The 17,367-nt window shown below is 74.6% G+C and carries 13 protein-coding genes and 1 pseudogene; 5 read left to right on the top strand and 9 right to left on the bottom strand.

Features of this window, described 5'->3' with window-relative positions; all coding sequences use genetic code 11:
* Positions 1-65 precede the first annotated feature (65 nt).
* Positions 66-935: an RDD family protein gene (locus CMS_RS03295; protein ID WP_012298092.1), complete on the bottom strand. Its 870-nt coding sequence runs from the start codon at positions 933-935 to the stop codon at positions 66-68.
* A 16-nt stretch (positions 936-951) separates the two neighbouring features.
* Between CMS_RS03295 and CMS_RS03300 the strand changes: the two are divergent.
* Positions 952-1,947, top strand: a pseudogene (locus CMS_RS03300) (stage II sporulation protein M).
* 53 nt (positions 1,948-2,000) lie between these two features.
* Here CMS_RS03300 and CMS_RS03305 read toward each other — a convergent pair.
* A complete protein-coding gene (locus tag CMS_RS03305) occupies positions 2,001-4,502 on the bottom strand; it encodes a glycoside hydrolase family 3 protein (protein ID WP_041464359.1) in 2,502 nt (833 codons plus the stop codon).
* A gap of 53 nt (positions 4,503-4,555) precedes the next feature.
* The gene (locus CMS_RS03310; protein ID WP_223842712.1) at positions 4,556-5,731 is read right to left on the bottom strand and encodes an MFS transporter; all 1,176 of its coding nucleotides are present in this window, start codon (positions 5,729-5,731) and stop codon (positions 4,556-4,558) included.
* A 215-nt stretch (positions 5,732-5,946) separates the two neighbouring features.
* On the opposite strand from CMS_RS03310, the gene CMS_RS03315 reads away from it, so the two are divergent.
* Positions 5,947-6,582: a TetR/AcrR family transcriptional regulator gene (locus CMS_RS03315; RefSeq protein WP_012298095.1), complete on the top strand. Its 636-nt coding sequence runs from the start codon at positions 5,947-5,949 to the stop codon at positions 6,580-6,582.
* A gap of 60 nt (positions 6,583-6,642) precedes the next feature.
* Here the strand turns inward: CMS_RS03315 and CMS_RS03320 are convergent, their stop codons facing one another.
* The 6 genes from CMS_RS03320 to CMS_RS03345 all read right to left on the bottom strand — a co-directional run bounded on the left by CMS_RS03320 (position 6,643) and on the right by CMS_RS03345 (position 13,209).
* Positions 6,643-7,950 (bottom strand): DUF58 domain-containing protein, encoded by a 1,308-nt coding sequence (locus CMS_RS03320; RefSeq protein ID WP_012298096.1) that lies wholly within the window; start codon positions 7,948-7,950, stop codon positions 6,643-6,645.
* Between the two features lie 14 nt (positions 7,951-7,964).
* Positions 7,965-8,966 (bottom strand): IS481 family transposase, encoded by a 1,002-nt coding sequence (locus CMS_RS03325; RefSeq protein ID WP_049791880.1) that lies wholly within the window; start codon positions 8,964-8,966, stop codon positions 7,965-7,967.
* A 73-nt stretch (positions 8,967-9,039) separates the two neighbouring features.
* Entirely contained in the window at positions 9,040-9,993 is a 954-nt protein-coding gene (locus CMS_RS03330) for an AAA family ATPase (protein WP_012298097.1), read from the bottom strand.
* Entirely contained in the window at positions 9,990-11,246 is a 1,257-nt protein-coding gene (locus CMS_RS03335; protein WP_012298098.1) for a DUF4350 domain-containing protein, read from the bottom strand. The genes CMS_RS03330 and CMS_RS03335 overlap by 4 nt, the downstream gene beginning before the upstream one ends.
* Positions 11,243-11,929 carry a DUF4129 domain-containing protein gene (locus CMS_RS03340; RefSeq protein ID WP_012298099.1) on the bottom strand — a complete coding sequence of 229 codons (687 nt, stop codon included), beginning with the start codon at positions 11,927-11,929 and terminating at the stop codon, positions 11,243-11,245. The genes CMS_RS03335 and CMS_RS03340 overlap by 4 nt, the downstream gene beginning before the upstream one ends.
* A complete protein-coding gene (locus CMS_RS03345; RefSeq protein WP_012298100.1) occupies positions 11,926-13,209 on the bottom strand; it encodes a hypothetical protein in 1,284 nt (427 codons plus the stop codon). The genes CMS_RS03340 and CMS_RS03345 overlap by 4 nt, the downstream gene beginning before the upstream one ends.
* Positions 13,210-13,322: 113 nt before the next feature.
* Here CMS_RS03345 and mtrA point away from each other — a divergent pair, with 113 nt between their 5' ends.
* The 3 genes from mtrA to lpqB are packed head-to-tail and all read left to right on the top strand — an operon-like array spanning position 13,323 to position 17,359.
* The gene (gene mtrA, locus CMS_RS03350) at positions 13,323-14,003 is read left to right on the top strand and encodes an MtrAB system response regulator MtrA (RefSeq protein ID WP_012298101.1); all 681 of its coding nucleotides are present in this window, start codon (positions 13,323-13,325) and stop codon (positions 14,001-14,003) included.
* Positions 14,004-14,007: 4 nt separating this feature from the next.
* Positions 14,008-15,642, top strand: a complete 1,635-nt coding sequence (mtrB, locus tag CMS_RS03355) for an MtrAB system histidine kinase MtrB (protein WP_041464361.1) — start codon at positions 14,008-14,010, stop codon at positions 15,640-15,642.
* Positions 15,626-17,359, top strand: coding sequence for a lipoprotein LpqB (gene lpqB, locus CMS_RS03360; RefSeq protein WP_041464362.1), 1,734 nt, complete (start codon positions 15,626-15,628; stop codon positions 17,357-17,359). The genes mtrB and lpqB overlap by 17 nt, the downstream gene beginning before the upstream one ends.
* The last annotated feature ends 8 nt before the right edge of the window (positions 17,360-17,367 follow it).

Below are 17,367 nucleotides of genomic sequence, written 5' to 3' on the forward strand. Positions count from 1 at the left end.
CCCCATCGCGGGGCGGGCGGCGTCGTCGCGTGCGGCGCGGTCCGCGCGGCGCAGCGGGGCCAGGATCAGGAGGGCGTGGATCCGCCGCGCGCCGGGAACCCGTGCGGCAGCCCCGCGAGGATCGGCTCGAGCGACGCCATGCGGTCGCGCTCCAGCATCAGCGCGCGGTGCTCGCGCTCGCGGCGGACGGCACCGACGGCCGCGACGAACGACTCGGGATCCGTGGCCGGCAGCGGCGACACGTGCACCGCGGCCTCGTCCGCGAGCTCCGCGGCGAGGCGCGCGCGGGATGCGGGCGTCATGGCCTCGCGCTGCGACAGGAAGCGCGCCAGGCGGCGGCCCAGCGCGTCCGGCAGGCGGCCGACGTCGGCCTCGGACGCCCAGGCGACCAGGTGCGGCGGCACGGGCGGCAGGGGAGCGGGATACGCAGGCACGCGCTCGTGCTGCGAGCGGGTGCCGGCGACGAGGTCGCCGAGGCGCTGGGCGCGTGGGCTGAGGAGGCCGACGAGCGCGGCGAGGCCGCCGAGCGTGAGATAGACCTCGAGGATCCCGACGAGCGCCCGCGCGACCGCGTGCCGGAGCCCGATGCCGCCGCCGTCCGCCCGCACGATGCGCGCTCCGACGGCCCAGCGCCCCAGCGACCGGCCGCGCGACGCGACCTCGACGACCACGGGCATGACGACGATCGCGAGCACGACGGCGGCGATGGCGCACGCAGCGCTGGAGGCGGCGTCGAGGAGGCCGGCGCCGGCGAGCCGCCCGATGAGGAGCACGAGGAGGAGGCCGACGGCCAGGGAGGCGACCACGTCGATCGCGGCGCCGGCCGCCCGCAGCACGAAGCCCGCGGGACGGACGTCGAGGGCGACGGCCTCGCCGACCACGAGCGCGTCGGGACCGTCCGAGATGATCGGGTCGTGCGCGTCGGCGGCCGCCATGCCTATAGTCAAGCAGATGGACCTCGACGCCTACACCGCCGCCCACCGGGACGACTGGGACCGGCTCGCCCGCCTCGCCGGCCGGCGCCGGCTCACCGGACCCGACGCCGACGAGCTCGTCGACCGGTACCAGGCGGGTGCCGCCGAGCTGTCCGCGATCCAGGCGGCCGCCGGATCCACCGCGCAGGGCGACCGGCTCTCCGTCGCGCTGTCCCGGGCGCGCATGCGCTTCACCGGGCAGAGCACCAACGTCGCGTCGCGCATCCCCGCCTTCTTCGTCGTCGACCTGCCGGCGGCCCTCTACCGGATCCGGTGACTGACGCTCGCCGTCGCCCTCGTGACCGTCGCCGTCGTCGCGCTCTACACCACCTGGATCCTCCGCGACCCGTCGATGATCGCGAGCCTCGGCAGCGACGCCGACCTCCGGAAGTACGTCGAGGACGACTTCATCGACTACTACAGCGAGAACCCGGCGGCCTCGTTCGCGGGCCAGGTCTGGACGAACAACGCGTGGATCGCCGCGCAGTGCGTGGCCTTCGGCGTCACGGGGCTCTGGGTGCCGTACGTGATCCTGCAGAACGCGCAGGGCCTCGGCACGACGACCGCGGTGATGTTCTCCTACGGCGAGGGCGACACGTTCTTCTCCTACATCCTCCCGCACGGCCTGCTGGAGCTGACGGCGATCTTCGTGGCGGCCGCCGCGGGCCTGCGCATCTCGTGGGCGTGGATCGCGCCCGGTGCGCGCACGCGCGGGCAGGCGCTCGCCGAGGACGGGCGCGCGCTGATCACGGTGGCGATGGGGCTCGTGCTCGTGCTGCTCGTCTCGGGTGTCATCGAGGGCTTCGTGACGCCGCAGCCGTGGCCGGTGCCGCTCAAGATCGGGATCGGCGCGGTCGCCCTCGGGGCGTTCCTCTTCTACATGGTCGTCGTGGGCGGCCGGGCGGTGCGCCAGGGCGCGACGGGCGACCTCGACGAGTTCGAGGCGGGCGGCCGGCGGATCGTCGCGGGCTGAGCCCCCGGGATCCGCCGCGCCGCCCGCCTCGCGGGTCGTGCGGGTGATGCGGGTCAGGCCGCGGGATCCACCTCGGCCTCCAGCGGCGTCGCGCTCACCGAGGTGCCCACGTGCAGGCGGAACGCGCCGGGCTCGCGCTGCCAGCCGCCGTCCCAGTGCGCGAAGGTCCGCGCGCCGATCGCGATGTCCACGTCGGCGGACGCGCCGGCCGCGAGCTCGACGGACGCGAAGCCCGCGAGCCAGCGCACGGGACGGTCGACCGCGGATCCCTCGCGCGACAGGTAGGCCTGCACGACCTGCTTGCCGGCGCGGTCGCCCGTGTTGGCCACGGTGACGGTGGCGGTGATCCCGCCCGCGCCGTCCTCGGCCACGCGCAGGTCGTCGAGCGCGTGCGTCGTGTAGCCGAGGCCGTGGCCGAACTCGTACGCCGGGGTCGCGCCCGAGCGGAGCCACGCGCGGTAGCCGACGTGGATCCCCTCGTCGTAGACGACCTTCCCGTCGACCGGCGTGACGGACCGGACGGGCACGTTCTCCTCGGTGGCGGGCCACGTGGTGGGGAGGCGGCCGCCCGGCTCGACGTCGCCGAACAGCACGTCGGCGAGGGCGCCGCCGAACTCCTGGCCGCCGAACCACGCGAGGAGGACGGCCTGCACGTCGTCGCGCCAGGGGAGGAGCACGGGCGAGCCCGAGTTGACGACCACGATCGTGCGCGGGTTCGCGGCGGCGACGCGGCGCACCAGCTCGTCCTGCCGGCCGGGGAGCGCGAGCGAGTCGCGGTCGAAGCCTTCCGACTCGACCTGCGCGTTGGTGCCGACGACGAGGATCGCGACGTCCGCGCCGGTCGCGGCCTCGACGGCCTCGTCGAGCAGGCGGTCGGGCGCGGACTCGTCGGCCTCGAGGCCGACCGTGATCCCGAGGATCCCCGCGAGCCCGCCCGGCATGCTGGTGAGCTCGAACTCGACCCGGAGGTCCACCGTCTCGCCCGCGGTCGTCTGGAGCGGCGCGGAGATCGAGGGCGGCGACATGAGGCTCGCGCCGAGGTCCATGCCCACGGGCGCGGCGCCGTCCTCGCGGAGGAGCCGGCCGTCGGCGTACACGCGGCCGCGTCCCGTGGCGCTGAAGCCGAACAGCACCTCGCCGGTGGCCGCGGGTGTCCAGCGCGCGGTGATCTCGATCACCGCGGCGGTGCCGGTGGGCGCGTCGCCGCCGAAGTACATGAGCGTCGTCGCGCGGCGGTCCTCGGCGAACATCTCCGCGCCGTCGGCGTCGAGGAAGCGGACGAGCGCGCCGGGCTCGCCCGTGCGCGGGTTGACGATCTCCGCGAGCGGCAGCTCCTGGATCCCCTTCTGCACGACCGCGCCCCGCGCGTACCGCACCTCGACGCCGTCGCCGAGCGCCTCGAGGATCCCATCGAGCGGCGTCACCACGTGCTCCGGGATCACGGTCGCGCTGCCGCCGCCCTGCGTGCGCGCCTCGACGGCGTTGTGGCCGATGACGGCCACGGATCGGAGCGCGGAGGCGTCGAGCGGCAGCGCGGCGTCCTCGTTGCGGACGAGCACGGCGCCGGCCGCGGCGGCCGTGCGCGCGAACGCGACGCCGTCCTCGACCTCGACGGGCGCGGGCACGACGGCGTCGAAGCCCTCGAGCGCGCCGACGCGGGCGGCGAGGCGCAGCAGGCGGACCACCTTGCGGTCGACGTCGGACTCGGGCACGCGCCCGTCGCGCACGGCGGCGAGGAGCGCGTCGCCCCATGCGCCGACCGGTCCCGGCATCTCGAGGTCCTGGGAGGCGCGCGCGGCGTCGACGCTGCGGACGCCCGTCCAGTCGCTCACCACCACGCCGTCGAACCCCCACTCGGAGTTGAGCGGCGTCTCGAGCAGGTCGTTCTCGGTGGAGGTCGTGCCGTTGATGGAGTTGTACGAGCTCATCACGAGCCAGGCGCGCGATTCGACGACGGCCTTCTCGAAGGCCGCGAGGTAGAGCTCGCGCAGCGCCCGCTCGGAGACGACGCTGTCGGCCGTGAAGCGGTCGGTCTCGTACTCGTTGGCGACGTAGTGCTTCGGGGTCGCGCCGACGCCGTTCTCCTGGACGCCCGCGACGTAGGCGGCGGCGAGGTCGGCCGTGAGGAGCGGATCCTCGCTGAACGCCTCGAAGTGCCGGCCGCCGTAGGGCGAGCGGTGCAGGTTGATGGTCGGGCCGAGCACCACGTCGACGCCCTTGCGGCGCGCCTCGACCGCGGACGCGCGGCCGTAGCGGGCGGCGATCCCGGTGTCCCAGCTGGAGGACAGCGCGGACGCCGACGGCAGGTTGAGCGAGGGCGAGCGCTCGTCCCAGACCTCGCCGCGCACGCCGCTCGGGCCGTCGGAGACCAGCATGCGGCGCAGGCCGATCCCCTCGACGGGCCAGGTGGTCCAGAAGTCGCGGCCCGTGATGAGCTGCACCTTCTGCTCCAGCGTGAGTCGCGCGGCGAGCTGCTCGAGACGTGCGGCCTCGGGGTCGAGCGGGGTGGCGGCGTGCGGGTCGGTGGCGTGCGGGTCGGTGGCGTGCGGGTCCATGGGTGCTCCTCGGGGGACGTCGGTGTCGGGTCGATCCTGCTCGTGACGCGTGCTCATCGGACGCCCTTCACTCGGAACGCGGCGACCGCGCCGAGGAGGCCGGCCGCGGCGCCCGCGATGAAGAGGCCCGGGTAGCCCGCGATCCCGACGACGCCGCTCGCGGCGGTGGGCACGAGCGACTGCGGCAGCGCCTGCGCGATGTTGACGACGCCGAGGTCCTTGCCGTTGTCGGAGTCGCTCGGCAGCACGTCGGTGATGAGCGCGAGGTCCACCGCGTAGAACGAGCCGATGCCCGCGCCGATGACGAGCTGCGCGACGTAGACGACGGCGAGGCTGGGCGCGAGGGCGAGGATCACGAGGCCGATGACGGCGACGAGCGCCGCGGCGGCCACGAAGACCTTGCGGCGGCCGAGCCGGTCGCTCAGCCAGCCGGCCACGAAGGTGGTGGAGACGACGCCGATCACGTTGAAGAGCGTCGCGACGAAGACGGCGTTGGCGACGTCGGCCTGCGCGACCCCGAGGTCGTCGATGAGGTAGAAGGCGAGGTAGTTCGTGGCCGTCACGGCGCTGGCCGTGAGGAGGAAGCGCATGAGCCAGGCCCAGCCGAAGTCGGGGTTCCTGCGCGGGTCGAACACGAACGAGCCGAGCAGCTCCTTCACGCTGAGGCGCGCGGTCGGCCGCTCGGTGAGCACGCGGTCGTGGAAGACGAGCGCGAAGACGACGACCACGGCGACGCCGATCGCGCCCGGTACGAGCACCTGCTGCGTCGTGGTGGTGAACAGCTGCACGATGAAGGTGCCGACCACGAGCGAGCCGTTCTGCGCGACGCCGATGGCCGCGGCGACCCGGCCGCGGTTGCGTGGGCGGGCGGAGTCGGCCATGACGGCGATGAGCGCCGCGATGGCGGCGTTGAAGCAGCCCTGCACGAGCATCCAGGCGCCCACGAGCGCGAGCACGGTGGTGGCCTGCGTGAGCAGGATGAGCGCGCCGTAGCCGAGGACGACGCCGCCGATGATCCACGGCCGGCGCATGCCGAACCGGCCCGGCGTGCGGTCGGAGAGGCGGCCCGCGAGCGGGTTGACGACCAGGGCGACGAGCGCGCCGAGGCCGAGCACGAGGCTCAAGGTGCCCGCGGTGTCGTCGGGCGCGATCTCGGCCACTTTGAGCGCGAGCGACACGATGATGGGCGGCAGCAGGGCCACGAACAGCCCGAGGAGCGCGATGGGCATCCCGATCTCGGCGCGACGGGATCCGGGTGGGCGGGCCCCGCCGGGTCGTCCGCTGCGGGCGCGCGACGCGCCCTCGGTCTGCTGATCTCGGACTGCGTCGGCTACGGTGCCTCCAGGTTCCCGTCCGCCCTCGTCGGCGGAACGGCACGAAGGTAGCACGAGAAACCGACCCGCGGTAGGTATTTAGGGCTCTCGCGGATCGCTAGGGTCGAGCCATGGCAGTCGACGAGGGACCGCGCCGCTACGCCAAGGGGGCGGCCCGGCGCCGCGAGATCCTCGAGGCCGCCCTGGCCCTGATCGCCGAGCGCGGCTACTCCGCGTCGTCGCTGCAGGAGATCGCGGACGCCGTGGGCATCAGCAAGGCCGGCGTCCTGCACTACTTCGAGTCGCGCGAGGCGCTCATCGCCGCCGTGCTCGAGGAGCGCGACGCCCATTCGGTCGCCGACTTCCGGGAGGCGATGCCGGACCGGGATCCCACGGACATGGTCGGGATGCTCCTGCGCGCGAGCTCGCACAACGGTGACACGCCGGGTCTCGTCGCGCTCTACTCGCGCCTCGTCGTGGACGCGGCCGGGGCCGAGCACCCGGCGCACGCGTACATCGCCGGCCGCTACGCCCGCGTCGTCGGCGCCGTCGCCGACCAGGTGCGCGCGCTCGACGTCGAGCTGCCCGCGGGGCTCGACCCCGACTCCTTCGCGCGCGTCGCGGTCGCGGTGAGCGACGGGCTGCAGCTGCAGTGGAGCTACCGGCCGGAGATCGACATGCGCGACGCGCTCGAGCGGGCGATCCGCGCGCTCAGCGGCGGGGTGCTCCCGCTGCCATCGGCGGATCCGGCGGCCGCGCCCGCCTGAGACCGGGCGCCCGCCGTCGGCCGGACCCGTCGACAGGGCCTTCCGTCGGACCGTCCGGCCTCAGAGCCGCCCGGTGGCCTTCAGCCGGATGTAGCGGTCGGCCAGCGCGGGCGGCAGGTCGGCCGGCGCGCCCGTGACCACGTCGGCTCCGAGCCGTCGGACGGCCGCCTCCACGCGCGCCACGTCGAGGAGCGCGCGCTCGGCGGCCGCGGCGCGGTAGACGGCGGCGCGGCCGGAGCGGTCGGCGGCGCGCTCGGCGAGGCCCGGATCCACGACCGCGGCCACCAGCACGTGGTGCGTGCGCGTCAGCTGCGGCAGCACCTGCAGGAGCGCGCGCGAGCTGCCGGGGGAGTCGACGGCGGTGAGCAGCACCACGAGCGAGCGCTGCGAGACGATGCGGCGCACGAGCGCGGGCACCGCGGTCCAGTCGGTCTCGAGCAGCTCGGGATCCACGGGCGCGAGCGCGTCGACCATGCGCGAGACGACGTCGCCGCCGGATCCCGCCCGCACGCGCGCCCGGACGCGGCGGTCGTGCGCCACCATGTCCACCCGGTCGCCCGAGCGCGTGGCGAGCGCGGCCAGCAGCAGCGACGCCTCGAACGCGGTGTCGAGGCGCGTCTCGTCCCGGATGCGGCCCGCGGCCGTGCGCCCCGTGTCGAGCACCAGCACCACGCGCCGGTCGCGCTCGGGCCGCCAGGTGCGGACGACCACGTCCTGCCGGCGGGCGGTCGCGCGCCAGTCGATGGAGCGCACGTCGTCGCCGCGCACGTAGTCGCGCAGGCTGTCGAACTCGGTGCCCTGGCCGCGCACCATGAGGGCGGTGCGCCCGTCGAGCTCGCGCATGCGGGCGAGCCGCGAGGGCAGGTGACGGCGGGAGCGGAACGGCGGCAGCACGCGCACGGCGCCGGGGGAGATGAGCGTCGCCTGGCGCGCGGCGAGGCCGAGCGGGCCGGCGGAGCGGATCGTGACGCGCTCGGTGCGGCGCTCGCCGCGGCGCGTGGGCGTGAGGGTCAGGCGGATCGCGCGGCGCTCGCCGGCGGGGATCCGCACCCGGTCGCGCGTGGAGGACGCGCCCGCCGACGGCTGCCAGGCGTCGCGCACCACGCCGCGCAGCGTGCGGGATCCGCGGTTCGTCACGAGCAGCACGCTCTCGCCGGTCTCGTCGAGGCGGATCCTGGCGGGCAGGCTCCGCTCGAGCGCGACGGCACGTGGGCTCGCGGCCAGGGCCAGGTCGGTCGCCTCGAGCACGGCGACCAGGAGGATCCAGCCCGCGAGGAGCGCGTAGGCCGCGTCCGACCCGTCGCCGAGCGCGACGAGCGGCGCGATCCCCAGGAGGAGGAGCGCGACCGTGCGTCCGGTGAGGGCCATCTAGGTGTACTGGGTCATGACGTTGGTGACACTCGGGCCGCGGGCGTGAGCCCGTGGCTTGAGTGGATTCGTTCAGTGTTGTAGTGCTCGATGAAGGGGTCAAGCGCGTCGGCGCGGTGTTGGTTGCTGGTGAAGGGTTGCCGGTAGGCCCACTCGGTCGCGAGGGTCCGGTTGAAGCGCTCGACCTTGCCGTTCTGCCAGGGGCAGTGCGGGCGGATGAACTTCTGCCGCGCGCCCAGGTCCTGGACGGCGTTCTTGAACGCGGTCGAGTGCCGGTAGGCGAACGCGTTGTCCGTGATGACCCGCTCGATCCGGGTGATCCCGCGCCCGGCGAAGTACGCCGCTGCGCGGGTCAGGAACCCGGCCGCGGTCGCGCCTTTCTCATCGGGATGGATCTCCGCGTAGGCGAGACGGGTGTGGTCATCGACCGCGGCATGGACGTAATCGAACCCGATCCCGCGGCCGCGGACCTGCTCGCTGCGCCCGTGGACCCGCCAGCCGCCTCCGTCCGGGATCCTCCCGAGCTTCTTCACGTCCACGTGGATCAGATCACCCGGATGCTCGTGCTCATACCGGTGCGCCGTTGACCGGGATGCCCGGATCACGGCCCCGGTGACGGGGTCCAACCATGCCAACGGCGGCGCCCCGTGCCGGCGCAGGATGCGGGAGATCGTGCGGGCCGGAACGCTCGTCACCGGAGCCAGCCGGGCGGGCCCGAACCGAAGTTCCGCGCGCGCAGCCAGCACGGCGCCTTCCTGTTCCGGACTCGTCCTCGCCGGCATCGACCGTGGTCTCGAGGACCGATCCGCGAGCCCCGCGACACCCTCCTGACGGAACCGGGCCACCCACCGATGCGCGCACTGACGCGACACCCCGAGCTCGCGAGCCACATGCGACACCGGACGACGATCCTCGACCACCCGGCGAACGAGGAGAAGCCGACCATGAACAGTCAACCGGGCATTAGCGATGGGACATCGAGGCCTCCTGGCGATGGTTGAACTAGACAGCTCCATCAAGCCAGGAGGCCTCTTCACGCCGCCAGAAGTGTCACCAACGTCACGGCCGGGTACATCTAGCGGCGCGCCACTAGATCGGCACCTGCACCTGCGCCATGACCCCGCGGAGCACGGCGTCGACGGAGACGCCCTCCAGCTCCGCCTCGGGCCGCAGCGCGATGCGGTGGCGCAGCACCGGCAGCACCATCTCCTGCACGTGGTCGGGCGTCACGGCGTCGAAGCCGCTCAGCCACGCCCAGGCGCGGCTCGCGGCCAGGAGGCTCGTGGATCCGCGCGGCGACACCCCGAGCTGCACCGACGGCGAGCGGCGGGTCGCCCGCGCGAGGTCGACCATGTAGGCGAGCACGTCGGCGCCCACGCGCACCTCGCGCACGGCCGCCTGCGCGCGATGCAGCCCGTCCGCGTCGAGCACGGGACGGACGCCGGCCGCCTCGAGGTCGCGCGGGTCGAAGCCCGCGCAGTGTCGGCGGAGCACCTCGACCTCGGCGTCCCGCTCGGGCAGGTCGAGCACGAGCTTCAGCAGGAAGCGGTCCAGCTGCGCCTCGGGCAGCGTGTAGGTGCCCTCGTACTCGACGGGGTTCTGCGTGGCCGCGACGAGGAAGGGATCCGGCAGCGCGTGGCTCTCGCCGTCGACCGTGACCTGCCGCTCCTCCATCGCCTCGAGCAGCGCCGACTGGGTCTTCGGCGGCGTGCGGTTGATCTCGTCCGCCAGCAGGATGCTCGTGAAGACGGGTCCGCGGCGGAACGAGAACGCGCCCTCGCGGGAGTCGTAGACGAGGGATCCCGTGATGTCGCCCGGCATGAGGTCGGGCGTGAACTGCACGCGCGCGGTGTCGAGGCGCAGGGCCTGGCTGAGCGAGCGGACGAGCAGCGTCTTCGCCACGCCGGGCACGCCCTCGAGGAGCACGTGGCCGCGGGCGAGGAGGGCGATGATCATGCCGGTCACGGCGCCGTCCTGCCCGACGACGGCCTTCCCGACCTCGGTCCGGACGGCGAGCAGGCTGGTGCGGAGGTCGTCGGTCATGGATCCATTCTCCTGGTGGGGTCGGTCGGGTCTGCGGGATCGGCGGCGCGGGCGACCCGGCGCTCGAGGTCGGCGAGGCGCGCGGCGAGGTCGACGAGGACGCGGTCGGTGCGGGGGCGGTCGTCGAGGAGCAGGGCGCGGATCCCCGCGGGGTCCTCGCGGAGGGTGGCGGCGGACGCGCCCACGACGTCGTCGACGGAGGCGAGGCGGCCGAGCGCGAGCGCCGACGCGATCCGGTCGACCGTGCCCACGCGCAGCGCGTCGAGGGCGTGGCCGCGCGCATCCGCCCGCTGGTAGAGCCGCGCGCGGCCCTCGGCGGTCTCGTCGGCGCGCACCACGACGGGCAGCCGCTCCACCACGAGCGGGCCGAAGCGGCGGCCGCGCCACACGGCGGCGGCGAGGGCGGCGGCGCCCAGCAGCAGGATCGCCGGGGTCACCCACCCGGGCGTCAGCTCGCCCAGCGTGGGCGGCGCGTCGGAGGCGGCATCGTCCGGCGACGGCGTGTACCAGACGAGCCGCGGCCGCTCGCCGAGCACGCCCAGCGCGAGGGCGGCGGATCCCTGCTCGGCGATGCGGCCGTTCGTCAGGATGGGATCCGCGCCGAGCACGGTCACCGTGCCGCCGGGCGCGAGCGTCGCCGGCACCTGGAGCAGCGCGAACGCGTCGCCGGTGTCGTCGGGGAAGCACGTGACGGCGTCGGACGCATCGTCGCCGAGGTACCGGAACACGGGCGCGTCGTCGGGCACCGATCCGGCGGCCCGCGCGGCAGGCAGCGCGCATGCGGCGTCCAGCGCGCGGTCGGCGGACTCGGCCGCGCCGCCCGCCGCGACGTCGGGCGCGATGGCCTGCAGCGTGCGGAAGTCGGGGGCCAGCAGCACCGTGCGCGTCGACAGGCGGCCGACCTCCGCCAGCCGCGCGTCGTCGAGGCGGTCGGACGTGGCGCCGAGCACGAGTGTCGCGTCGTCGCCGTCCCCGACGGAGGCCCGGGCCTCGGCGAGCGTCGTGGCGAGCGTGACCTCGACGCCCTGCCCCTGGAGCACGCGGGCGAGCGCCTGCGTGCCACCGGGCGCGGGGTTGTCGGGGGCGAGCGCGTCGCCCTGGCGCGCGGCGCCGGAGACCGCGAGCGAGGCCAGCGCGACGACGACGGCAAGGGCGGCCAGCGCGATCCACGTCCCGGCCCGCCGGAGCGCCTGTCGCGGCGTCCGGGTCGCGGCCGTCGCGAGGGCGGCGGCGGCGGGCATGGGAGCGCTCACCGCTGACCCGCGCCCACGGGCTCGTGCAGCACGGGGACGGCCGTGCGGAGGTCGCGGTCGAGGGCGGAGAGCCGGTCGAGCATCTCCTCCGTACCGGGTCGGCCGAGGTAGCGCACGGCGTCGAAGTCGTCGGCGGCCCCGACGAGGCGCGCGGCGTGGGCGGGGTGCGCGGATCCCGCGCGCCGGGCGAACCCGCGGGCGGTGGTCCCCGGATCCACGGCCACGATCGTGCGCTCGGCCTGCTCGCGCGCGATGGCCCGGAAGAGGTCGGATGCGGCCGCCGCCAGGTCGCCCGCCCGACGGGACGCCTCGGCCGCGCGGCGCAGCTCCTCGGCGGAGCGCCGGTCGTCGGATCCGAACAGCCCGTCGCCACGCGCGGCCGCCCGCCTGCGGTCCCGCCGCGGCGCCCCGAAGACGAGGAACGCCACCACGACGACCGCGAGGACGAGCACGCCGATCACGACGGGCGCGAGGTCGGCGAGGCCCCCGCCCGCCCCGCCGAGGAGGTCGGCGATCCAGTCGCCCACCGCCTGCGCCGCGAGGTCGAGCGCGTTCGGGCGGGCGGCCTCGTACTCCGGCTTCGCGAGCTCGTCGAGGAGCAGCCGGCGCGCGTCGTCGGCGTCGGGATCCACCGGGACCGCGGCCGCATGCGCGACCGCGGCGAGGAGGAGGGAGCCGGTCACGCGCGTCCCGGACCGGCGGTGGTCGCGCCGGCAGCGGGCGCCGCGTACGGATCCCGCGCGTCCGGCCCGGTCGCCGAGTCCGCGCCCGCCGCGCGCTCCTCGGCGAAGCGCGCGAGCTCGAGGTCGAGCCCCTCGCGCCGCATCCGCAGGTCGATGTAGAGGATGGCCGCGTTGGCGGACGTGACGACGGCGCCGATGCTCCCCACCACCACGCTCACCACGAGCGAAAGCAGCTGCGCGCCGAGATAGAAAACCGCGGAGGCGTCGAAGGTCTGGAAGTCGAGCTCCCCGTTCGGGAAGAGCACGCCCTGCAGGATGGAGGTCAGCAGGGTCAGCGGGATGGTCACGACGTTCGTGGCCGCGGACACGATCACCGCGGTGAGCAGCAGGATCCCGAGCACGCGCCAGAACGACCCGATGGTGATCGACCACGACCGCCGGGCCGCCGCCAGCGGACGGAGCCGCTCGATGACGATCGCGCTCGGCACGAGGGCAAGGCGCGTCGAGACCCACGCCGAGACGACCACGAGGCCCATCACGCCGAGGACGCCCACGAGGATCCCCGCGACGATCCCGCCGCCGCCGGCGAGCACCAGCAGTGCGACGATGCCGACGAGCACCCCGAAGACGAGCGTCCACGCGGCCGTGAGGGAGAGGCTCCAGAGCACGAGCGGCACGAGGCGCGGGCGGGCGAGACGCCACAGCGCCCGCATGCGCAGCCGCTCGCCGAGCGTGCCGCGCGCCACCTCGCTCGCCACGACGCCCTGGAGGAAGGCCGACGCGACGATCGACAGCACGATCGTCACGAGCGCGGCGATCACGACCGCCGTGACGCCGCCGGCGATGAGCGGGCCCTGGTCCGCCTCGCGGGCCGAGAAGATGCGCGTGACGACGAAGCCGGTGACGCCGCCGACGATCACGAGGGTCACCACGCCGACGAGACCCTGGATGAGCAGGGCGCTGCCGACCGTCGCGCCGGGGTTCCGCCGCAGGGTCTGGAACGAGCCCGCGAGGATCGCGCCGAGGCCGAGCGGCCGCAGCGGCAGCAGGCCGGGCTTCGGCGGTGGGGTCCAGCCGGGCGCGGAGCCCCAGCCGGGCGGCGGCGGGAAGCCGGCGCCGGGCGGGGCGGCGGACGGGGCGGCGTACGGGGACGCCGGCGGCCAGCCGGGCGGCGGCGGTGCCGCGTGGCCGGCGTCCGACCGCGTGCGATCCGGATCCGGGGACCCTCCCTGACCGGACGGTGCGCCGCCCGGGGCCTGCCAGCTCTGGTCATCGGTCACGGTCGCCAGCCTCCCACAGGCCGCGCGCGAAGTCCCGCGCCGGAGGTGTCCGGCCGATCCCGCCGATCCACCGGCTACCCTGGGGGCACACGAGGACAGGGAACCCAGATCACATGACAGCACGGATCCTGGTGGTCGACGACGACACCGCTCTCGCCGAGATGATCGGCATCGTCCTGCGCACCGAGGGGTTCGAGCCCTCCTTCTGCGCGGACGGCGGCCAGGCGCTCGCCGCCTTCCACGAGGCGAAGCCCGACCTGGTGCTCCTCGACCTCATGCTCCCCGGCCTCGACGGCATCCAGGTGTGCGACCTCATCCGTGCCGAGTCGGGCATCCCCATCATCATGCTCACGGCGAAGTCCGACACGGCCGACGTCGTGAAGGGCCTCGAGTCCGGCGCGGACGACTACATCGTCAAGCCCTTCAACCCGAAAGAGCTCGTCGCCCGCATCCGCACGCGCCTGCGCCCCGCCGCCGCCGCGTCGCCCGGGCTCCTCCAGGTCGGCGACCTCGTGGTCGACGTCGAGGGCCACGAGGTGCGCCGCGGCGAGGACCGGATCAACCTGACGCCCCTCGAGTTCGACCTCCTGCACGCGCTCGCCAGCCGGCCGCAGCAGGTGTTCACGCGCGAGATGCTCCTCGAGCAGGTCTGGGGCTACCAGTACAAGGCCGACACGCGCCTCGTCAACGTCCACGTGCAGCGCCTGCGCGCGAAGGTCGAGGACGACCCCGACAACCCGCGCATCGTCATGACCGTCCGCGGCGTCGGCTACCGCGCGGGGGCCGCGGCCTAGCCCCATGCGCCCCCTGCCCGTGTGGCTCGTCGACTGGAGGTCGTGGCCGCGCCGCCTCGTCCGGATCTGGTCGGTCTCCCTCCAGTTCCGCACCGTCCTCATCACGGTCGCGCTCTCGGGCGTCACCGTGCTCCTCATCGGCGTGCTCATGACGCAGAGCATCTCGAGCGACCTCTTCCGCCAGCGGCTCGACACCGTCCTGCAGCAGTCGAACAGCGCCACCAGCCGGATGCAGGAGCAGTTCACCTCGTCCGACGCCAGCGACCAGACCGAGCTCGAGCAGCTGCGGACGCAGGTCTTCGACGAGCTCCGCGGCAGCGCCATCAACCTCTCCGACTTCGCCTTCCGCCGCACGCCCGGCACGGAGGCGCGGAACGTGCTGCAGAACGCGTCCACGGCCGACTACGTCGACAGCCTCCTGAGCGCCGACCTCCGCCGCGCGGTCGGTGAGGGCACGGGCACCCAGCAGTGGCAGTCGGTGGCGATCCCGGTGGGGGACCAGGGCTCCACCAGCCCCGGCATCGTCGTGGGCTCGAGCATCGACATCCCGTCGGCCGGCCGCTACGAGCTGTACCTCGTCTACGACCTCGGCGACATCCAGCAGACCCTGGACTTCGTGGCCGGCACGATCCTCCTCGCGTTCCTCTTCCTCATCGTGCTCATCGGGGCGATCGCGTGGCTCGTGGTGCGGCTCGTCGTCGCGCCCATCCGCGTCGCCGCCGACACGAGCCAGAAGCTCGCGGCCGGCCAGCTCGAGGAGCGCCTGCCGGTCAAGGGCGAGGACGTGATCGCGACGCTCGCCCGTTCGTTCAACGGCATGGCCGACTCGCTGCAGTCGCAGATCACTCAGCTCGCCGACCTCTCGCAGCTGCAGCAGCGCTTCGTCTCGGACGTCTCGCACGAGCTGCGCACGCCGCTCACCACGATCCGGCTCGCCGGGGGCGTGCTCTACGACCTCCGCGAGGACTTCAGCCCGCCGGCCGCCCGCAGCGCCGAGCTGCTGCACACGCAGGTGGAGCGGTTCGAGACGCTGCTCGCCGACCTGCTGGAGATCAGCCGCTTCGACGCGGGCGCCGTCGACCTCGTGACCGAGCCGACCAACCTGGTGCGGCTCGTCGAGGACTCCATCGAGGAGTTCGAGGGGCTCGCCGCGCAGAAGGGCTCGGAGCTCCGGCTGGTCGCCCCCGGCGGCTACTTCGACGCGGAGATGGACGCCCGCCGGGTGCGCCGCATCGTCACCAACCTCGTCGGCAACGCGGTCGACCACGGCGAGGGGCGGCCCATCGTCATCACGGTCGACAGCGACCGGGACGCCGTCGCGCTCGCCGTCCGCGACTACGGCGTCGGCATGACGCACGAGGAGATGGGCCACGTCTTCGACCGCTTCTGGCGGGCGGATCCGTCGCGCCAGCGCACCACGGGCGGCACGGGCCTCGGCCTGGCCATCTCCCTGGAGGACACGAACCTGCACCACGGCTGGCTGCAGCTGTGGTCGCGGCCGGGCGAGGGATCCTGCTTCCGGCTGACCCTGCCCCGGCGGCCGGACGTCCCCCTCGAGGGCTCGCCCGTCGCCCTGCCGCCCGACGACCCCGCGGACGACCGCGCCGACGAGGAGGACGCCCGTGTCCCCAGCACCTGACCCGCGCCCGCGCCCGCGCCGCGCCTCCCGCCGCTCCGCGCGCGCGGCCGCCGTCGCGCTCGTCGCCGCCTGCGCGGTCCTCCTCTCCGGCTGCGTCTCGATCCCGTCCGGCGGGCCGGTGTCGGAGGGCGACCCCGCCACGGTCACCGACGAGTCGGGCGTCAGCTACCAGCCGGACGGCCCGCAGGCCGGCGACGGTCCGGACGACGTCATCGCCGGCTTCGTCGACGCCGCCACCAGCTCGGCCGACCAGTACGGCGTCGCCCGCCAGTTCCTCTCCTCCGACTTCGCGTCGCGCTGGGACCCGTTCGCGAGCGTCGTGGTCTGGGAGGGGCAGGCCGAGACCTCGGAGGAGGTCGACGGCACCTACAGCTACTCCGTCACGACCATCGCGACGGTCGACGGCCAGGGCCACTACCGCGAGGTCGGCAGCGACCAGGAGACGCGCCTCTCCTTCCAGCTCGTGCAGGAGCGCGGCGAGTGGCGCATCGCGAAGGCGCCCGACGGCATCGCCCTGCGCTCCACCTACTTCCGCGAGATCTTCAGCGCGCACGCCCTGTACTTCTTCGACCCCACGTTCTCGTTCCTCGTGCCGGACCTCCGGTTCTTCGTCACGCGGGCCTCCCAGAGCGTGAGCACCCGCATCGTGAAGTCGCTGCTCCAGGGCCCGTCGCCGTGGCTGTCCCAGCCCGCGGTCGTCACGGCGTTCCCCGAGGGCACGCAGCTGGCGTCCTCGGCCGTCACCACCGCCAGCGGCACGCCGCAGGTGGACCTGTCGACCGAGGCGCGCGCCGCCGACGGCGTCACCCAGCAGCGGATGAAGCTGCAGCTCCGGCTAAGCCTGTCCAACATCCCGTCCGTGCTCGACGTGCAGATGCTCGTCGACGGCACGCCCCTCGACGTCGCGGACCTCGGCGGGCGCGGCCCGGTCAAGGACCCGCAGGCGGAGTCGCGCCCGCTCGTGCTGGCCCAGGGCCAGTTCGGCTACCTCGGCGGGGGAGATGTCGTCCCCCTCGGCACGCTGGGCACGCGCGTGACGGCCCTCGGCGCCGACGCGGCGACGCTCAGCGCGGACGGCCGGCAGGCGGCGGTGCGGAACGCGTCCGGCGTGTGGTCGGTGGGCGACGGCGACCGCGACGCCGTGCTCCTGGACACGCGCCCCGGCCTCGTCGCGCCGTCCCTCGACGCGCAGGGCTACGTCTGGTCGACGCCCGCGTCGGATCCCCGCGGGCTCGTCGCGTGGGGCCCCGACGGCGTCGGCCACCCCGTCGCCGTCAGCTGGACCGCCACCGGCCGCGTCGTCTCCCTCGAGGTCGCGCGCGACGGTGCGCGCGTCCTCGTCCAGCTCGAGACGGGCGCCGGGCCCCAGCTACTCGTGGCCTCGATCGTGCGCGACGGCGGCGTCCCGACGTCGCTCACGACGACCCCGCTCGAGCTCCTGGCCTCGCCGGGCACCCCGCTGGACGCCACCTGGGTCGACGAGCTCGACGTCGCCACCCTGACCCTCGCGCCCGACGGCGAGCGCCAGGTGGAGCTGCACCAGGTGGGCGGTCCGTCGAAGGACATGGGGTCAGCGGCCGACGGCGTCTCCATCACGGGCGCCAACGACGAGAGCGGCCTGCGCGTCCTCACGAGCGCGGGGGCACTGCTCACTCCGCGGGGCAGCACGTGGCAGCAGACGGCGACCGGCGTCTCCTTCGTCGCGACCAAGCGCTGACGTCCTCC

Origin of the sequence: Clavibacter sepedonicus, from assembly GCF_000069225.1 — a bacterium.
GTDB classification, from domain to species: Bacteria; Actinomycetota; Actinomycetes; order Actinomycetales; family Microbacteriaceae; genus Clavibacter; species Clavibacter sepedonicus.

What these genes read in the sequence shown, in the direction of transcription:
- CMS_RS03320 (WP_012298096.1), bottom strand. Translation starts at nt 7,950, where the DNA reads ATGGCCCTCACCGGACGCACGGTCGCGCTCCTCCTCCTGGGGATCGCG.
- mtrB (WP_041464361.1), top strand. Translation starts at nt 14,008, where the DNA reads ATGCGCCCCCTGCCCGTGTGGCTCGTCGACTGGAGGTCGTGGCCGCGC.
- CMS_RS03315 (WP_012298095.1), top strand. Translation starts at nt 5,947, where the DNA reads ATGGCAGTCGACGAGGGACCGCGCCGCTACGCCAAGGGGGCGGCCCGG.
- CMS_RS03330 (WP_012298097.1), bottom strand. Translation starts at nt 9,993, where the DNA reads ATGACCGACGACCTCCGCACCAGCCTGCTCGCCGTCCGGACCGAGGTC.
- mtrA (WP_012298101.1), top strand. Translation starts at nt 13,323, where the DNA reads ATGACAGCACGGATCCTGGTGGTCGACGACGACACCGCTCTCGCCGAG.
- CMS_RS03295 (WP_012298092.1), bottom strand. Translation starts at nt 935, where the DNA reads ATGGCGGCCGCCGACGCGCACGACCCGATCATCTCGGACGGTCCCGAC.
- CMS_RS03305 (WP_041464359.1), bottom strand. Translation starts at nt 4,502, where the DNA reads ATGGACCCGCACGCCACCGACCCGCACGCCACCGACCCGCACGCCGCC.
- CMS_RS03325 (WP_049791880.1), bottom strand. Translation starts at nt 8,966, where the DNA reads ATGGAGCTGTCTAGTTCAACCATCGCCAGGAGGCCTCGATGTCCCATC.
- CMS_RS03310 (WP_223842712.1), bottom strand. Translation starts at nt 5,731, where the DNA reads ATGCCCATCGCGCTCCTCGGGCTGTTCGTGGCCCTGCTGCCGCCCATC.